Source organism: Micromonospora parva (assembly GCF_040649675.1).
Taxonomy (GTDB): Bacteria; Actinomycetota; Actinomycetes; order Mycobacteriales; family Micromonosporaceae; genus Micromonospora; species Micromonospora parva.
Map to the genome: position 1 here is coordinate 1,033,798 of NZ_JBEZFX010000001.1, position 15,154 is coordinate 1,048,951.

The 15,154-nt window shown below is 70.2% G+C and carries 13 protein-coding genes and 1 pseudogene; 6 read left to right on the forward strand and 8 right to left on the reverse strand.

Annotated elements, in window-relative coordinates:
• Positions 1 to 45 precede the first annotated feature (45 nt).
• A complete protein-coding gene (locus AB0C03_RS04600; RefSeq protein WP_357634174.1) occupies positions 46 to 984 on the reverse strand; it encodes an oxidoreductase in 939 nt (312 codons plus the stop codon).
• Between the two features lie 95 nt (positions 985 to 1,079).
• Between AB0C03_RS04600 and AB0C03_RS04605 the strand changes: the two genes are divergently transcribed.
• The 4 genes from AB0C03_RS04605 to AB0C03_RS04620 all read left to right on the forward strand — a co-directional run bounded on the left by AB0C03_RS04605 (position 1,080) and on the right by AB0C03_RS04620 (position 5,854).
• A complete protein-coding gene (locus AB0C03_RS04605; protein ID WP_357634177.1) occupies positions 1,080 to 1,715 on the forward strand; it encodes a TetR family transcriptional regulator in 636 nt (211 codons plus the stop codon).
• 65 nt (positions 1,716 to 1,780) lie between these two features.
• Complete coding sequence (locus tag AB0C03_RS04610; RefSeq protein WP_357634179.1) at positions 1,781 to 4,903, forward strand: hypothetical protein; 3,123 nt, start codon at positions 1,781 to 1,783, stop codon at positions 4,901 to 4,903.
• A gap of 128 nt (positions 4,904 to 5,031) precedes the next feature.
• Entirely contained in the window at positions 5,032 to 5,364 is a 333-nt protein-coding gene (locus AB0C03_RS04615) for a hypothetical protein (RefSeq protein WP_357634182.1), read from the forward strand.
• A 145-nt stretch (positions 5,365 to 5,509) separates the two neighbouring features.
• The gene (locus tag AB0C03_RS04620) at positions 5,510 to 5,854 is read left to right on the forward strand and encodes a YnfA family protein (RefSeq protein ID WP_030331165.1); all 345 of its coding nucleotides are present in this window, start codon (positions 5,510 to 5,512) and stop codon (positions 5,852 to 5,854) included.
• 75 nt (positions 5,855 to 5,929) lie between these two features.
• Here AB0C03_RS04620 and AB0C03_RS04625 read toward each other — a convergent pair.
• The 3 genes and pseudogenes from AB0C03_RS04625 to amcA form a co-directional block, all read right to left on the reverse strand.
• Positions 5,930 to 6,123, reverse strand: a pseudogene (locus AB0C03_RS04625) (cyclophane-forming radical SAM peptide maturase AmcB); the annotation flags it as partial.
• The gene (locus AB0C03_RS04630; RefSeq protein WP_030331167.1) at positions 6,120 to 6,467 is read right to left on the reverse strand and encodes a hypothetical protein; all 348 of its coding nucleotides are present in this window, start codon (positions 6,465 to 6,467) and stop codon (positions 6,120 to 6,122) included. The gene AB0C03_RS04630 and the pseudogene AB0C03_RS04625, both read right to left, overlap by 4 nt.
• Positions 6,464 to 6,628, reverse strand: a complete 165-nt coding sequence (gene amcA / locus AB0C03_RS04635) for a multiple cyclophane-containing RiPP AmcA (protein WP_167337295.1) — start codon at positions 6,626 to 6,628, stop codon at positions 6,464 to 6,466. Before amcA ends, AB0C03_RS04630 begins: the two co-directional genes overlap by 4 nt.
• A gap of 369 nt (positions 6,629 to 6,997) precedes the next feature.
• Between amcA and AB0C03_RS04640 the strand changes: the two genes are divergently transcribed.
• Positions 6,998 to 8,224 (forward strand): helix-turn-helix domain-containing protein, encoded by a 1,227-nt coding sequence (locus AB0C03_RS04640; protein WP_030331169.1) that lies wholly within the window; start codon positions 6,998 to 7,000, stop codon positions 8,222 to 8,224.
• A gap of 6 nt (positions 8,225 to 8,230) precedes the next feature.
• Here the strand turns inward: AB0C03_RS04640 and AB0C03_RS04645 are convergent, their stop codons facing one another.
• From AB0C03_RS04645 to AB0C03_RS04655, 3 genes are all read right to left on the reverse strand, one after another.
• Complete coding sequence (locus AB0C03_RS04645; RefSeq protein ID WP_030331171.1) at positions 8,231 to 8,905, reverse strand: YdcF family protein; 675 nt, start codon at positions 8,903 to 8,905, stop codon at positions 8,231 to 8,233.
• 155 nt (positions 8,906 to 9,060) lie between these two features.
• A complete protein-coding gene (locus AB0C03_RS04650) occupies positions 9,061 to 11,715 on the reverse strand; it encodes a DUF4132 domain-containing protein (protein ID WP_357634189.1) in 2,655 nt (884 codons plus the stop codon).
• The gene (locus AB0C03_RS04655; protein WP_030331175.1) at positions 11,715 to 12,023 is read right to left on the reverse strand and encodes a hypothetical protein; all 309 of its coding nucleotides are present in this window, start codon (positions 12,021 to 12,023) and stop codon (positions 11,715 to 11,717) included. The genes AB0C03_RS04650 and AB0C03_RS04655 overlap by 1 nt, the downstream gene beginning before the upstream one ends.
• 207 nt (positions 12,024 to 12,230) lie before the next feature.
• Between AB0C03_RS04655 and AB0C03_RS04660 the strand changes: the two genes are divergently transcribed.
• Positions 12,231 to 13,910: a Na+/H+ antiporter gene (locus AB0C03_RS04660; RefSeq protein ID WP_030331177.1), complete on the forward strand. Its 1,680-nt coding sequence runs from the start codon at positions 12,231 to 12,233 to the stop codon at positions 13,908 to 13,910.
• Between the two features lie 16 nt (positions 13,911 to 13,926).
• On the opposite strand, the gene AB0C03_RS04665 is transcribed toward AB0C03_RS04660, so the two are convergent.
• The gene (locus AB0C03_RS04665; RefSeq protein ID WP_357634192.1) at positions 13,927 to 15,141 is read right to left on the reverse strand and encodes an FUSC family protein; all 1,215 of its coding nucleotides are present in this window, start codon (positions 15,139 to 15,141) and stop codon (positions 13,927 to 13,929) included.
• Between the last annotated feature and the right edge of the window lie 13 nt (positions 15,142 to 15,154).

Consider the following 15,154-nt stretch of genomic DNA (forward strand, 5'->3'; position numbering starts at 1 on the left):
CGATCCGGCACGCTGGGATGTGACGGCTGCCGGACGGTCCTGCGATCAGCTCGCTGGCCGCAGCGACTCGAACCGTACGCCGGTGGCCTGTTCGGACAGTTCCCACAGTCGGCGGCCGTGCTCCGGGTCGGTCACCGTGGCGGAGAGTTTCCCGGGTGCGGGGTGGCCGCGCAGCTCGGCGGGGCCGCCGGGTGCGACGAGCTGTCCCGGCTGCGCCGCGGGGTCGGTGGCGGCGAACAGCTGCGGCCAGACGCCACTGTCGACCGGCTGGGCGAGGAGCGGGTTGCCGATCCGGCCCAGCAGCAGCCGCCAGATCGGCGTGCTGCCGCTGCTCTGCAGGTTCGTCGCGGTGTAGCCGGGGTGGGCGAGGAAGCTGCGCAGGGGGCTGGCCGCGGCGCTGAGCCGCCGGTGCAGTTCGTAGCCGAAGATGGCGTTGGCCAGCTTGGACGTGTTGTAGAAGCCCATCGGGGAGTAGCCCCGCTCGCCGGTCGGGTCGGCGAACCGCACCTTCGCCTGCCGATGGTTGACCGAGGTGACGGTGACCACCCGCGGGTCCCGACCGGCCAGCAGGAGGTCGAGCAGCAAACCGGTGAGGGCGAAGTGCCCGAGGTGGTTGGTGGCGAACTGCATTTCATGCCCCTGCGGGCTGAGAGTGCGCGGCAGTGCCATCACCCCGGCGTTGTTGATCAGCACGTCCACTCGGCGATGGTCGGCGTGCATCCCGTCGGCGAACATGCGCACCGAGTCGAGGTCGGCGAGGTCGATCCGCCGGACTTCCAGGTCGACGCCGGGCTGGGCCGCGGCGATGTCGGCCGCCACCTGGTGACCCTTCGCCTGGTCGCGGACGGCCATGACGACGGCTGCGCCACGGCTGGCGAGCGCCCGGGTGGTGGCCAGGCCGAGGCCCGCCGTGGCACCGGTGACGACGAAGGTGCGACCGCTCAGGTCGGGGATCTGTTCGGTGGACCAGCCAGTGACAGTCATGCGACCCACTGTGCAACTGGTGGCACTGAGTGTCAAGGAATACGTCTGGTGTCAACGTTGGCAGGAGGTAGCACCCTATGGCGTAGCATCGGCGAATGAGATCCCGCGCGGACAGCAGCCTGGCCGAACGCAAACGCCAGCTCGTTGCCGACGAACTGCGCGACGCCGCGCTGATGCTGCTCGCCACCAAGGGCTTCGACGTGGTGACCGTCGACGACATCGTGGCGGCGGCCGGCATGTCGAGGCGTACCTTCTTCCGCTACTTCGCGTCCAAGGAGGACGTTGTCGTCCGGTTCCTGGCCGACATGAGCGCGGACGTCATCACCGAACTCGCCGCCCGGCCACCCGCCGAAGCACCGTCGGTCGCGCTGCGCCACGCCCTCTGGGTGCCGCTGGCCGCGTGCAACGACCACCCGGAACACTCCGAGCGGGCCCGCGTCGTCGTCCGCCTCATCCTGGACACCCCGGCCCTGCACGCCCGCTGGCTGGAGAGCCAGATCCAGTGGCGTGCCGAGCTGGCCACCGAACTGGCCAGCCGGTGCGGCCTCGACCCGCACACCGACCCCTACCCACGGATGGCGGCCGGGATGGCCCTGCTGGCCCTCGACACGGTGCTCCAGCAGTGGCAGCCGGGAGACGACGAGCAGCGCCTGACCGAGCTGACCGACCGGGCGTTCGCCGTGGTGTCTCCGGCCCTCGACGCGCCGACCACGCCACCCGACGCCGGCTGAGCGGCGCCCCCGAGCGAATCAGCGCGGTTTCAGCACCCTTTCAGGCCGCTCAATACGTTCGCGGCATGACACCCAAACGTTGCCCGCGCGCCCGGCGCGGGACCGCCGTGCTGGCGATGATCGCGGTCACCGCGGCGAGCGCGCTCTTCGGCGAACCCGCGTCGGCCGATCCCGTCCCCGTCCCCGTCCCGCAGACCGCCCTCACCGATCGGGCCTTCGGCCAGGTCGCCGAGACCCACCTCCAGGGTGCCGACCGGATCACGGCGGCAGTGCTGTCGGCCGAATTCGTCCAGTGGCACCGGCTGCACCCGAACGCCACCGCCGAACAGGCACAGACCCAGCTCACCACCCGCAAGCAGCTGCTCGACAGCTCGCTGACCGCGTTCTACCTGCTCCTGCCCGAGCAGGACCTGCTGCTCAAGTCCGTCGACATCCTGCTCGGTGCGCCCGGCGGCGACACCCGGACCTCACCGGAGATCACCGGCCTGATCGGGGCCGTCATCGGGAAGACGGTCGAGGCGTGGGACACCCGTGAGGAACTCGCATCCGGCGCGCTGCGGACCGCCCAGTGGCTGCGCGGCCGCGACGACGCTCTCGCCACGGTCTGGTCCGCGATCCGGCAGGCGGCGGCAGCCAGCGCACCTGTCGCCACCGCCTGGAACGCCGTCCTGGGCGAACCGTTCGGGGTCGACATCACCAGCGGTTACCAGGAACTCAGCCAGGACCCCGGGCTGTCCCACGTGGACCTCGCCGCGATCCTGGCGTTGCAGGGCGACCCTGCGGCGTTCGTCGCGGCGGCCAAGCAGCAGTTGGCCGCCCTGCACGCGCAGCTGCTCGGCCTCAGCCTGGAGATCCGTCTCGAAATCGGCGAGAACAACCAGAAGTGTCCGCCCGAAGGGCCGCCCAGCGCCGCGTGCACCGCGGCGGCGAAGAAGGCCGCCGAGGACCGGGACAAGGACCGGCAACAGACGATCTCCGACATCAAGGCCGGGGTGGGCATGGTCTCCACCCTCATCGGGTTCGCCGACCCCGACGCCGGCAAGAAGTCCAAGGTGATCGGCGAGGCGGTGCTCACCACGATCAGCGCGATCTCCAAGTACGCGGCGGCGATCACCGGCCGCGGCCTGGCGGGATCGATCTTCAGCACCGCGACGCTGGCGATGACCGGCAACATCTTCGGTGCGGTGATGTCGGTCGTCGGGCTCTTCGGCAGCAGCGCCCCGTCGCTTGACTCGCAGATCCTCGCCCAGGTCAAAGCGTTGCGCGACGAGGTGCGGGCCCTCGGCGACGAGATGCGGGCCAGCTTCGCGCGGGTCGAGGCCCAGATCAACACGGTGTACGCGAACATGATGGCCCAGTTCGACAAGCTGAACGCGGCGATCGCCGGCAACACTGCGCAGATCACCCTCGTCCAGCAGCAGGTCGCCCAGCTCGGCCTGCGCCTGGAGGACATCGCCGCCACCGTCCTGGCCGCGATCGGCGACGCCACCCTGCACGACGCCCGCGCCGACATCAACAAGTACCTCGGCTACCGGGAGAACTTCGGGCAACCCATCCCGACGTACAACGAGTTCCTCGGCCCAGAGAACGAATTCCACCTGACCGCGACGCAGCTGGCCAGCGGCGCCGCCTTCGTGGTGCCCGCCACCGACGCCGACAACCCGGCGATCGACCCGACCACCGTGCTGAACAGCTTCGGCGAGGCCCGGTCGATCAACTACCTGGCCCGGGTCGCCAGCGGGCGGGACCCGTCGATGGTCGAACCGTCCACACCGGTCGGCAACCCGACCGTGTGGAACCTCGGCGCGCAGGCGTACGCCATGTTGATGCTGCAGAACCCGACGTACGCCGCCCAGGTCAGCACCGGACGCGCGGCGCAGATCGAGGCGGAGGGCACCCGCATCGCCGACCTCGCGGCCAGCTTCGGTCGGCCGGCCAACGGCAACGCCAACAGCCTGATCACCGGGTTGGTCGACGAGTACGTCGGCGCCACCAACGAGCTGTCGACAGCGCTCGCCGCTCTCCGGACCAACGAGGTCCAGGCCCGCTACGAGCCGGACGCCAACGGCGTACAGGTGAAGACGCTCAAGAACTACGACCTGTTCTGGGACACCGACAAGCCGCTCGCCCCTGCCCCGGCCAAGCCCGACGAGGCGACGGTGCCCTCGTGTGGCGGCAGCAGGCAGATCGACCGACCCGGTAACGTCCGCTACGACCTGATGTCGAACGTGGTGCGGGCACTCCAGTACGCGTACACGCCACGCCTCGACGAGCCGCCGGCCGGGGTGCGGGAGTTGCCCGAGGTCGGCCACTGCTACACGCCGAGCTGGGTCTACACGCGGACGACGGGCTACGGCACCGGAGTGATCCGCCACTACGGCAAGCTGCGGTTGCAGATCCACAGCCGGTTCCGACTGAACTCCAACGCGGCCTGGCAGAACTCCCGGACCGCCGACTACACCTGGCCGGACGAGCAGGTCTACCAGGTCGACTGCGAGCTGTTCAACTGCGACAGCGAGACCACGCCCGACCAGGCCCTGACCCAGAAGTGGCCAACCGGCCGGTACGCCTTCGCGAGCGCCGCGACGGCCACCACCAACACGGCGCTGGACACCACGCTGACACCGACCCTGCGCGGTTTCCTCCAGGCCCGGCAGAAGCTGATGTACGACCGGGTCCGGGACCAGAGCACGCAGGTCAGCGGGTCGATCCCCACCGCCCTGAAGAAGGTGAACACCGCCGCGCGGCTGCTGCAGGCGTACACCAGGTTGGGTCTGCCCAACGCCCTTGACTCCGACGACGTGTTGTCGGCGAACCTGTTCGGGCAGTACCAGCTTCCGGTGAACATGCCGACGGACGCCAAGATCGGCAATGCCTATGCCCGGGCGAGCGGGAACTACACCCTCTGCGGGCCCACGCCGTGCCCGCTCGACCCCAGCCGTCCGCTGCGCGACCAGGTCAGCCTCAAGGTGCCCTGCGAGCCCGCTGTCGACTCGTCCAACCTGCCCGGTGACCCCCTCGGCGACTGTCTGATCACCAGCGCGCGGTCCCGTGCCAACGCGCTGATGCAGCGGTACGAGGTCTGGGCGGACCAGATGACCGCCGGGCTGCACCACGAGCGGGTGCCGTGGCTGAACGACACCCTCGTGGGCCTGCGCATCACCACGCGGCTGTCCCACGCCAGCTGACCCACCGTTGCCGGCGCCTCCGGGCGCCGGCAACGTGTCACACCACCCAAGGCGTGAACCCAGCGCCCAACCGTCTGAGCGCCCCCGAATCGGCGGCGATCGACGAAACAGGGCCTACCGTCGTTGATATGAGCACTGACCCTCAGACCTGGGTGCCCGAGTCGTGCACCTTGCCGAGCGCGCAACAGCCACTGCGGCTGGCCGAATTCGACGACCTGTTCGCCACCGCTCTGCTCCAGCAGGAACGGCTGTCCCCCACCGCACTGCGGTGGCGTCTCGACCCGGCCGCCGAGGCGACCACCCGGGACCTGACCGCCCGGGAAAGCTCCTGCTGCTCGTTCTTCTCGTTCACCATCGCCGCCGACGCCGGCGCGCTACGCCTCGACGTGCAGGTGCCGGCCGCGCACGTCGACGTCCTCGACGCGCTCGCGCTGCGCGCCGCCGCCCGGATGACGGCGTGAGCGCATCGCCCAGCAGCCAGGTCGCCACCGCAGCCGGGGAGCACCTTGGCCGATCCGCCGCGGGCGGCTCGGCGGGAGCGACTGCCGACGCCCGACCAGCCCACCGGCATGATCGTGGACCGCGCCACCTCGGTACGGTCCACCGATGACCGTCGTCCGCTCGATCCTGCTGTTCACCGTCGCCGCCCTGTTCGAGATCGGCGGGGCGTGGCTGATCTGGCAGGGCTGGCGCGAACACCGCGGCCTGTGGTGGATCGCCGCCGGGGTCATCGCCCTCGGCGCGTACGGATTCGTCGCCACCTTCCAACCGGACCCCAACTTCGGGCGCATCCTCGCCGCCTACGGCGGCGTGTTCGTCGCCGGATCCCTCGCCTGGGGCGTCATCGTCGACAGGTTCCGGCCCGACCGGTGGGACGTCATCGGCGCCGGCATCTGCCTCGTCGGCGTCGCCTTGATCATGTACGCGCCGCGTTCGGCAGGCGGCTCCTGATCGCCCAAAGGCGGGCTGATCGAGCGCAAGTTCACAGTCATGGAGAGCCGGCTCGTGCGTGCGCGGTAGAACGAGACCGCTGTCTTGCTGTGCGATCGACTCGGCACAAGCCTGCGCGACCGCGCCGCTCAGGCTGGGGATACTCCGGTCAGACAGGTAGCGGTAGATGCAGCCGAGGTTGCAGATGCGGTCGGCTGCACGACCAGGGTGTGGAAGCTGCCGACGATCGCCGGATGGCCGATGAAGTTGATGAGGGCAATGCCGTTCACGAGGAGGCCTCTTCGATGCTGACGGCCGTGGTTGTGTTGACGCGGTAGGCGTGGGTGCGGCGAGCGGGCCAGCCGAGGAACCGGTCGAAGATGTCGGCGGCGCTTCCCGTGACGCTCGGGCTGAGCCGGTGCAGGTCGTCGATCGCGTCGTGCAGGCAGCCGGCCAGGTAGAGGAACAGATTCATCGGCTCTTCCCGGTACTCCGCGAGGAGCGCGAGCTTCGCCGCACCGCAGGGCCACGGCTGCCCGCACCGGCGGCACAGCCACAGCGGGCGCATCGGCAGATGTTCCACCTCGGCTGGCGCGAGCCGGTTCGCCGCGAGACGGCGCTGCTGCCCGGTCATCGGCGACCGCCCTCGCGGGCCTGCTGCTCGAACAACCGACGCCACACGAAGGTGAGCAGCGGCGGATCAGCGGGCCACCCCCGCCCCTGTGAGGACGTCCACCTGGGCTCGGTGCGTCGGGACTGACCGGCCATCGCGTTGCGCGAGACGTACACCGTCATGCCGCCACCCCCGCCAGGAACGATGAGCGGCGGGCTCGCCGGGGGAATGGCGAGCCCGCCGCCGCATCACGGCGGCTGGGAGCAGGCCGCCGATCACCCACCCACGCAGCCCTCATGGCGGTACGCAGGCGGGGAGAACACCGAGACAGTTCGCTCCCGGACGGACCGAGCCAGCGGCCCAAGCCGTGGTGTGCTGCGCCGCCCATCGATCCCTCCATCTGCAGCTCCCTGTCAGCCATCCCGACACCGGCATCGACACACGCCGGTGATCCGAGGTGAACTGAACGTAGGGGCGGCCCGTGTGGAGGACCGGGAAAATCCGTACCGGGTCCGGCGGCCTTCAGCGGGCAGGGTGATGGTGTGCGAGGGATGACGGAAGACATGACCATCGGCCAGCGCGTCGCCTTCTACCGGCGTCGACGAGGGCTCTCCCAGGAGGTGCTGGCCGGTCTGGTCGGCAAGACCCAGGAATGGTTACGCAAGGTCGAGACGAACCGGGCAGACCTCGACCGGCTATCGGTCATACGCGCGATCGCCAAAGCCCTCGACGTGTCCCTCGGCGACCTGATCGGCGCACCGAGCCTGTTCGAGTGGTCGGACGACTCAGGACGCGAGACCATCCCGGCCTTGCGGGCCGCGCTCCACGACTATCGGCACCTCGCGCCGACGCTGGCCAGCACGGGGGACGTCGAAGCTCCCGCACTGCGCGAGATCGAGGACGACGTCGCCGAGATCTGGACCGCCTACCAGCACTCCCGGTACGGCACCCTCGCCCGCCGGCTGCCCTACCTCATCCACGACTGCCTCACCGCCACCGAGGTGTACGACGGAGACAACGGCCAGCGAGCGCACGCGATGACCGCCTACGCCCACCAGCTCGCCGCGTTGTTCCTCACCAAGCTCGGCGAAGGTGACCTCGCGTGGACCGCAGCCAGCCGAGGGCTGGCCGCCGCCAACGCCAGCCACGACCACGTCGTCATCGGCTCACTCAGCCGCTCTGCTGCGCACTCCCTGGCCTCCATCGGTGAATACGCCCAAGCCCGCCGCCTCGCCGCCACCGCAGCGCAGTTTCTGGAACCACGGCTCGCCAAGGCGACTCCGCAGTTGTTGTCGGTCTACGGCAGCCTGCATCTCGTCTGCGCGCTGGCCGCCGCTCGAGACGACGACCGAGCATCCGCCGACACCCACATCGCCGAGGCCGATGCCGCCGCACAGCGGCTCGGTGCCGATGGCAACCACGTGTGGACCGCGTTCGGGCCGACCAACGTGACGATCCACAAGACGACCGTGGCCATGGAACTCGGCGACGTGCAGCGCGCCATCGCCATCGGCGCCCCACTCGACACCAGCACCGTGCCCGTCGAGCGACAGGTTCGCCACGCCATCGAAACCGCCCGAGCCTTTGCCCGATGGAACCGCATCGACGACGCGCTCGCCGCGCTCCTGAACGCAGAGGTCATCGGTGCTGACCAGGTGCGCTACCACCAGCTCTCCCGCGACCTCGTCCGGGACATCCTCACCCGCCCTCGGCCGCCCCGACTGGCCGTCGAACTCAGCGACCGGATGGGCGTCCGGTCAGGAGAGCCGCGCTGGTAGCTGGGCTCATATCAGCCGGCTCGTGTAGCCGGCCGCCACCAGGCGTTCGAACGCCGTCCGCACCTCGTCCGGCATCTCCTGCGGGATCGCGAACCCGCGCTCGGCGTACACCTCGATCCGCTGCGTGTCGCCCACCAGCATGTCCACCACGCGCCGCGGGTCACCGATGCTGATTACATAGTCGTCCAGTTCGAGCGGGTTCGACGCGCACACCACATCAACCTCCGGCCACATCAACCTGCAGGTGGCGTAGGCCCGACGCTGCTGGTAGGGCCGCGACATGATCAGCACCGACCTCACCGGGATCCGGTGTTCGGTCAGGATCTGACGCGAGTACTCCAGGTTCTGGGCGGTGTTCGTCGCACGCGGCTCCACGAGAATCGCTTCCACGGGAACGCCCCGCTCGACGGCGTACTCGCGGTAGTGCACCGCCTCACCGCTCGGGAACCGCTCGACGGTCGTCGGAGCGTTCGCGCCGGTGAACACGATCCTGGGGAACAGCCCCTCGTGAAACAAGCGCGTCGCGATGACGGCCACACCGAGGTCATGACTGCCCAACCCGATTCCCACGTCGCACGGGCGCAACTCGTGGCGCATGTCGTGGTAGCTCCACAGCGTCTCCACGTCTGCCCGGATCGTGTCAGGGATCGCCCTGGCACGTGCCGCTGCGTGCTGGTTCATCAGTACCTACCATTCCCTCGTGTCGCCAGCGTAGGGGCAGCGGGGTAGCACGACCCCGCCGACTCCGGCACCAGGCCGCTGAACTCGTTCGGCCAGTGGCGAAACAACAACTGTCGCCGGGTCCTGGCGACAGCACGGCCGCTCCCGTTGGTGCCTCAGAGTTGGTGCAGGATCACCGGGTCCTTGATCTTTTTGTCGGCCGCCAACAGCAACGCCTTGCTGATGATCTCGCCGAGCCGGCTGTCGCCCTCGAAGGGCAGGAACATCTCCGGCTCCTTCGCCTTCGCCGAGGCAGGAACGATGCACAGGTACCTGTCGTCCGGGGCGATCAGGATGTTGCCCGAGCCGCAGTGGATGCGGTATGTGTGCAGGTCACCGCGCACTTCGAGGAACCGGTCGGTGACCGTGCACCGGTCGGCGATCGCCAGCCGGGGAATCAGCCCGGCCAGTACCTCCCGGCGGGTCTGGGCGGTCGGGGTGAGGTCGCCGAAACTGCTCTGCGACCAGTAGTCGCGGTACCGGCCCTGGGGGCCACCGTCGTACCAGTTCGGGTCGTTGCCCACGCCGGCCGCGGCCACGAACAGGTCGACGTCGCGCATCACCTCGCTCAGCACGACCGCCGGAACCTCCTCCAGCGGCACCGGCGTGCGCTCACCCCGGACGAACCACAGCTGGTCGGTTCCCATCGTGTCGAACACCGCGTCGTCGCCCCGATCCTCGATGCCGGCGACGTTCAGCTGGGCCCGCAGACCCCAGTCGGGCAGCGCCAACCAGGGCAGGTCGTAGCTGGCGCCGTCGTTGCGGTGCTGGACGTACGACCAGCCACGCCGGGACAACAGCGCGTTGAGACGGTGCTGGCGCACGATGTGGGCGGCGAACCGGTTGGAGTACGTGCCGGTGGCGCGCTCCGCGTCGGTGAGCAGGTACTGCTCACGGTGCGCCTGCTTGAACGGCTGGGTGATCGTGTGCCGACCCAGGAAGTCCCGCCAAGCCTGGACCGCGGCGGGGTCGTCGACCGGGTGCCACAGCCGCACCGTGGCGTCGCCGGCGGGCTCGACAATCCTGTCGTCCACGGTCCGCAGGGCGTCACCACCCCAGCAGCAGGCCACGCCGTCGACGGTCCAGATGAGACGCCGGGCCAGGCTCCGGGCCAGCGGGTGGTCCAGGAAACGCTCCCGCCACTGCTCGACGGTCCACGCCCGGTCCCGCCGCAGCAGCCCTTCCAGGCGGTCACGGGTGGCGATCAGCGTCGCCGCGACGTCCGTGACTGTCGCCTTCAGCTCCTTCAGCTCGTCGCCGTACTCCTTACGCACCTGCGCCGGTGGGGCCTTGACCACCTTGCCGTCCGGGTTGCGCCACACCAGGACGGCGTCGACGCCGCGCACCTCCAGCTCGTACGAGCAGTCACCCAGTTTGTCCGCGAGGGGTAGGCCGAAACCGGGCAGGCCCATCTCCTCGACGTCCTCGCGGCTGACGCCGAGCGCTTCGGCATGCTGGGTCAGCCCCTTCTCCACGATGCGCAGGGTGCTCTTGTAGGTCAGCCGCGACGCGAGCCGGGCCAGTTGCGCGAGGGCAGCGGGATGATCGCTGTCGATGAGCGCCGCGACCGCGACGTTCGCCAGTTTCGGGCTGGCCGGACCGTGGCCGGGAATCTTGCGGGCGGCCCGTTCCGCGATCTGGCCGAGGCTGCGCAGGGTCTCCTCCGACGACGGCAGCATCGTCCGCAACCAGATCAGGCCCCACAGCAGCCCGACGTTGTAGCGGTCGATCATCCGGGGCGGGACGTCCGCGAGGTGGCCGGGACAGCACTTGGTCATGCGCAACGGCAAGGTACGCGCCTGCCCCACGAGCGGGAGCCAATCGTCGAGCCGGGCGGTGAACTCGTCGCCGCCCACCGCGTCGAGCAGCGACCGAGCCTGCTTGCGCCAGCCCGCCGACGGCTTCGCCCTGTCCGCCTCGACCGAACAGTGGGCCAGCAGCGCCCGCCACGCGGCCCGGCGGTCCCCCGGCATCGCCTCGACGTCCGCGACCGCGCGGTCGGCCCACGGCTCGCCGACGTTGAGGATCGGCCACATCCGGTCGGCCTCGTCGCTCATGTCGCGCAGCGAACGCTCGATCCGGGTCCGGCGCCAGGTCGCCAGGGCCGCCGGGTTCACCCGCCCGGCCGACGCCTCCGCCTGGATGGACTCCCAGGTGAACTGCTTGAGCTGCGTGCTCCAGTAACCGAAGCCCAACCATGCCTGACCGCCCAGCCGGTCGAGCCAGACGGCGCCGTCGAGCCCGCCGCCGGAGCGCACGGCCTTGATCAGCTTGCCCCGCCCGTCGCTGTCTTCCCCCGGTACGGTCAGGGCGTCGAACACCGTCTGCCGGACCGGTGCCGGTTGTGCGGCCAGCAGTTGCGCCGCCCGGGCCCAGATATCGCGGCGGGCGCGGTCCCACGGGGTCTCGGCCTGGTACGCCAACATCGGCAGGGTTTCGACCACTGTCATCGCCGCGGCGCGACGGCGATCATGGTCCGCGTCGTGGCCGCCCAGGTCCGCCACCGCGGCGGCAAGCAGTTCACCCTGCCGGATGGCCTCCGGCAGCAGCTCGACCTGCGGCGCAGCGAGCTGGTAGGGCCCGTGCGGATCGGTGAGCGCGGCGAGCAGCGCGGGCAGCGTGCCGGCCGACACCCAGCCGAGCACCGTGGTCATCCGGCTGACGAAATCCCGCCGTCCATGCTCGTTGAGGGTGTTGTCGCTCCGCTCACACCATCCCCTGACGGTGTCGACCACGTCACGCAGTGCCAACTCCGCGTCGCGCGTGTCCATCAGCCACCCACCAGCGGGACGAGCTTGAGGAAGGTGATCCGCGACCCCGCGTGCAGGCGGACCTTCTCGTCCAGGGCTGTCACCTGCCGGTCGTCGACAAGCACGACGAACCCGTTGCGACGGAACGCGTCGAGTGCCACCTGCGTCCGCGCCTCCGCGTCGACGTCAGCACCGGACTCGGCGATCTCCAGGAATGTCCGCCGCCGGATCAACTCGTCGAGGCGTAGCGACTCCTCGAAGACCTCCACGCTCCACTCGGGTCCGCTCAGGGCTCCGGTCACTTCATCGGCGATCGTGATCATCGGCATGGCGGAGAAGGTAACGCAGCCGTCCGACACGGCGTCCGGCGAAGGTGGGTGGGGCAACGCGGCGCAGCGCCGCGCGGGAGGGACCCCGCCCGGTCGACCAGGAAGTTCGGCTGATCAAGCGGGTAGGCTCGTCACCGCTGCGTGCTGCGCTGACCGCCCGGCACCCCGAACAATCTCGCTCGCGCCGCTCCAGGGGGACGTCACCACGTGAGCACCCACTCGATGTTGCTGTTCGTGCTCGCCGCCGTCGCGGTGATCGTCGCCGTGCGGTGGGTGGCGGCCCGCACCGGACTGCCGGCGGCGGCGCTGCTGCCGCTCATCGGCATCGCGTACGCGTTGCTCCCGGGCCCCAACGTCGGGCTGGATCCTGACCTCGTGCTCATGGTCGTGCTGCCGCCGCTGCTCTACAGCGCCGCACTGGACTCCTCGCTGCTGGACATCCGCCGCAACCTGCGCATCGTGGTCAGCCTGTCCGTGCTGCTGGTGCTTCTCACCGGCGTTCTCGTCGGCATCGGTTTCCATCTGTTCGTCGCCGGCGCGACACTTGCCGCCGGAATCGCGGTCGGCGCCGCCGTCGCGCCACCCGACCCGGTGGCCGCGCTCGCGGTGGGCCGCCGGGTCAACCTGCCACCGAAGATGGTCACGATCATCCAGGGTGAGGGGCTCCTGAACGACGCCACCGCCCTGACGATGCTCAGCGTCGCGGTGGCCGCCGCGGTGGGCGGCGAATTCTCGTTCCCGGCCGCCGTCGGCCAGTTCGTGCTGGCGGCGGTCGGCGGGGTGGCGGTGGGGGCGGCCATCGCCTGGCTGGTACGTCTGGCCCGACCGCTCACCACCGATCCGTTGCTGTCGAACGCCATCTCGCTCGCGACACCGTTCGTGGCCTACCTGGTGGGTGAGGAGCTGCGCGTCTCCGGCGTGCTCGCCGTGGTGATCGCCGGGCTGATCGTCGGCCACCAGACGCCCCAGCTCGGCTCCGGCGCCGCCCGGTTGCAGACGAGCGCCGTGTGGCGGCTTGTCGACTTCCTCCTCGAAGGCTTCGTCTTCCTGCTGATCGGCCAGCAGCTCCCCGAGGTCGTCAAGGGCCTGCGCCAGTACGAGACGTCCACCATCGTCATCGCCGTCGCGGTGTCGGTCGGCGTGGTGCTGCTGCTGCGCCCCGCCTGGCTGGTGCTGACCCAGTCCCTCCCCCGGTCGCTGCACAGTCGGTTGGGCGGCGTATCCGAGCAGGACGACCCGGACGAGCCCGGTAGTGCCCGGCAGGTCGCCCGCGCCGACCGCAACGCCGAACGGTTGTCCCTGCGCGAGGTGACGGCGCTGAGCTGGTCGGGCACCCGTGGGGTGATCAGCCTGGCCGCGATCTTCACCCTGCCGTTGACCACCAACAGCGGGGCGCCTTTTCCCGACCGGGACCTGCTCCTGTTCTGCACCTTCGTGGTCGTCCTCGTGACGCTCGTCGGGCAGGGCCTGACGTTCGCGCCGCTCGTGCGGAGGCTCGGCCTGCGCGCCAACGAGACCGACCAGGCCCGGGTACGCAACGAGGCCCGCTCGGCGGCGGTCGAGGCCGCCCTGGCCCGCCTGGACGAGGTCGCCGCCGCCGATCCGGACAGCGCGATGGCCGTCAACACCACCCGTACCCAGTTGCTGGCCCGACTGGCGCGCTACCGCGGGCGACTCGACCTGCTCGAACAGAGCGGGTCGTCGGAGCTACCGACCTCACCGCAGTACGAGACGGCGCTCCAGGTCCGCCGGACGGCCATCGACGCCCAGCGGGAGGAACTCGTGCGCTGGCGCGACAGCGGTCGGCTGCCCGACGAGGAACTGCGCGTCCTGGAACGGGAACTCGATCACGAGGAGTTGCTGCTGCCCAGGCGGACGTCCAGCTGACCGGCCGACAGTGCGATCAGTCGTGCTGGCCCCGGCCTATCGCCTGCCGCACCAGTGCCGCGCCCTTCTCCGGGTCCAGGCCGCTGGCGATGAGCAGGTCATGGGCGATGGTCCGGAACTCGCCCACGGCGATCATCCCGGAGTAGCCCAGACGGTGACGGTGCAGGCGGGTGGGGTCGCGGACGGACCCGCCCTGTGCCCGTCCGATTAGTTCGACAGCCTCCAGGATCCGCTCGCGCGGCTCCCGTGGCTCCTCCCGCGCGACGATCGCCGCGCGCAGGTCCAGCGCGCCGTCGGCCAGCAGGTCGATGGCGTCCGGGACCTCCTCCGGCAGCGGCTCGTGGTCCTTGAGTGCCGTCGTGAGCTGCCTCGCCAGAGATCGGCAACTGTGCACGCTGCGTTCCAGATGTCGGATCGCCTCCGCGTGGAGGGCGAACGAGTCGCGTTCATGCCAGCGCAGCGGCGCGAGTCGTACCACCTCCTGGGCGGCTTGCAGCCCTTCCCGTAACGCGATGACCTGCGGGCCGATGTTCCGCAGCTCGCGCAGGCCCTGCTCGGCCTGTCCGAGATCCCGCAGGCGCAGCGCCGCCGCCAGGTGGTGCATGGCGGCCACCGCGGGACCGACCACGGGCTCGGCCAGTCGGTGCAGTGTCCGCCGCGGATGGATGGGTACCAGCAGCAGACTGACCACCAACCCGATCAGCCCTCCGACCGCGGCGTCCACGAACCGGGGAATGGAAAGGTCACGGACCGGTGGTTCGAGGGTGGCGATGAGCACGGCCGTACCGCCGGCCTGGGTGAGCAGCGAACCACCGCCCTTGAGCAGGATGGCCACGATGATCGCCAGCAGGACCACCCCACCGGTCTGCCACGGGCCGATGCCGAAGAGCGGCATGAGCAGGTCACCCACGGCGAGCCCGAGCACCACCCCGACCAGCAGTTCGATGGTGCGCCGCAGGCGGGAGCCCATCGCGGCGGCCGTGATGCCGACCGCCGTGGTGGGCGCGAAGACCGGGGACGGATTGCCGAGGAACTGGTACACGACGAACCAGGCGAGCCCCGCCGCGATGGCGGCCTGCACGGCGAGCAGACCGTAGAGTCGGAACCGCCAGGAACGTACGCGCCACGCCTCCCGCGCCCGCTCCCGCAGGCTGCCGAACATCCGGTCGACGCGAGAACGCCCGTGTGGTGCCGAATCCAGGTCGGCGGCCGAATCCTCGCTCGCGGGCATGCGCGCCGCTTAC

Coding starts and splice junctions, on each gene's coding strand:
- AB0C03_RS04600 (WP_357634174.1), bottom strand. CDS start 984: ATGACTGTCACTGGCTGGTCCACCGAACAGATCCCCGACCTGAGCGGT.
- AB0C03_RS04605 (WP_357634177.1), top strand. CDS start 1,080: ATGAGATCCCGCGCGGACAGCAGCCTGGCCGAACGCAAACGCCAGCTC.
- AB0C03_RS04610 (WP_357634179.1), top strand. CDS start 1,781: ATGACACCCAAACGTTGCCCGCGCGCCCGGCGCGGGACCGCCGTGCTG.
- AB0C03_RS04615 (WP_357634182.1), top strand. CDS start 5,032: ATGAGCACTGACCCTCAGACCTGGGTGCCCGAGTCGTGCACCTTGCCG.
- AB0C03_RS04620 (WP_030331165.1), top strand. CDS start 5,510: ATGACCGTCGTCCGCTCGATCCTGCTGTTCACCGTCGCCGCCCTGTTC.
- AB0C03_RS04630 (WP_030331167.1), bottom strand. CDS start 6,467: ATGACCGGGCAGCAGCGCCGTCTCGCGGCGAACCGGCTCGCGCCAGCC.
- amcA (WP_167337295.1), bottom strand. CDS start 6,628: ATGACGGTGTACGTCTCGCGCAACGCGATGGCCGGTCAGTCCCGACGC.
- AB0C03_RS04640 (WP_030331169.1), top strand. CDS start 6,998: ATGACGGAAGACATGACCATCGGCCAGCGCGTCGCCTTCTACCGGCGT.
- AB0C03_RS04645 (WP_030331171.1), bottom strand. CDS start 8,905: ATGAACCAGCACGCAGCGGCACGTGCCAGGGCGATCCCTGACACGATC.
- AB0C03_RS04650 (WP_357634189.1), bottom strand. CDS start 11,715: ATGGACACGCGCGACGCGGAGTTGGCACTGCGTGACGTGGTCGACACC.
- AB0C03_RS04655 (WP_030331175.1), bottom strand. CDS start 12,023: ATGCCGATGATCACGATCGCCGATGAAGTGACCGGAGCCCTGAGCGGA.
- AB0C03_RS04665 (WP_357634192.1), bottom strand. CDS start 15,141: ATGCCCGCGAGCGAGGATTCGGCCGCCGACCTGGATTCGGCACCACAC.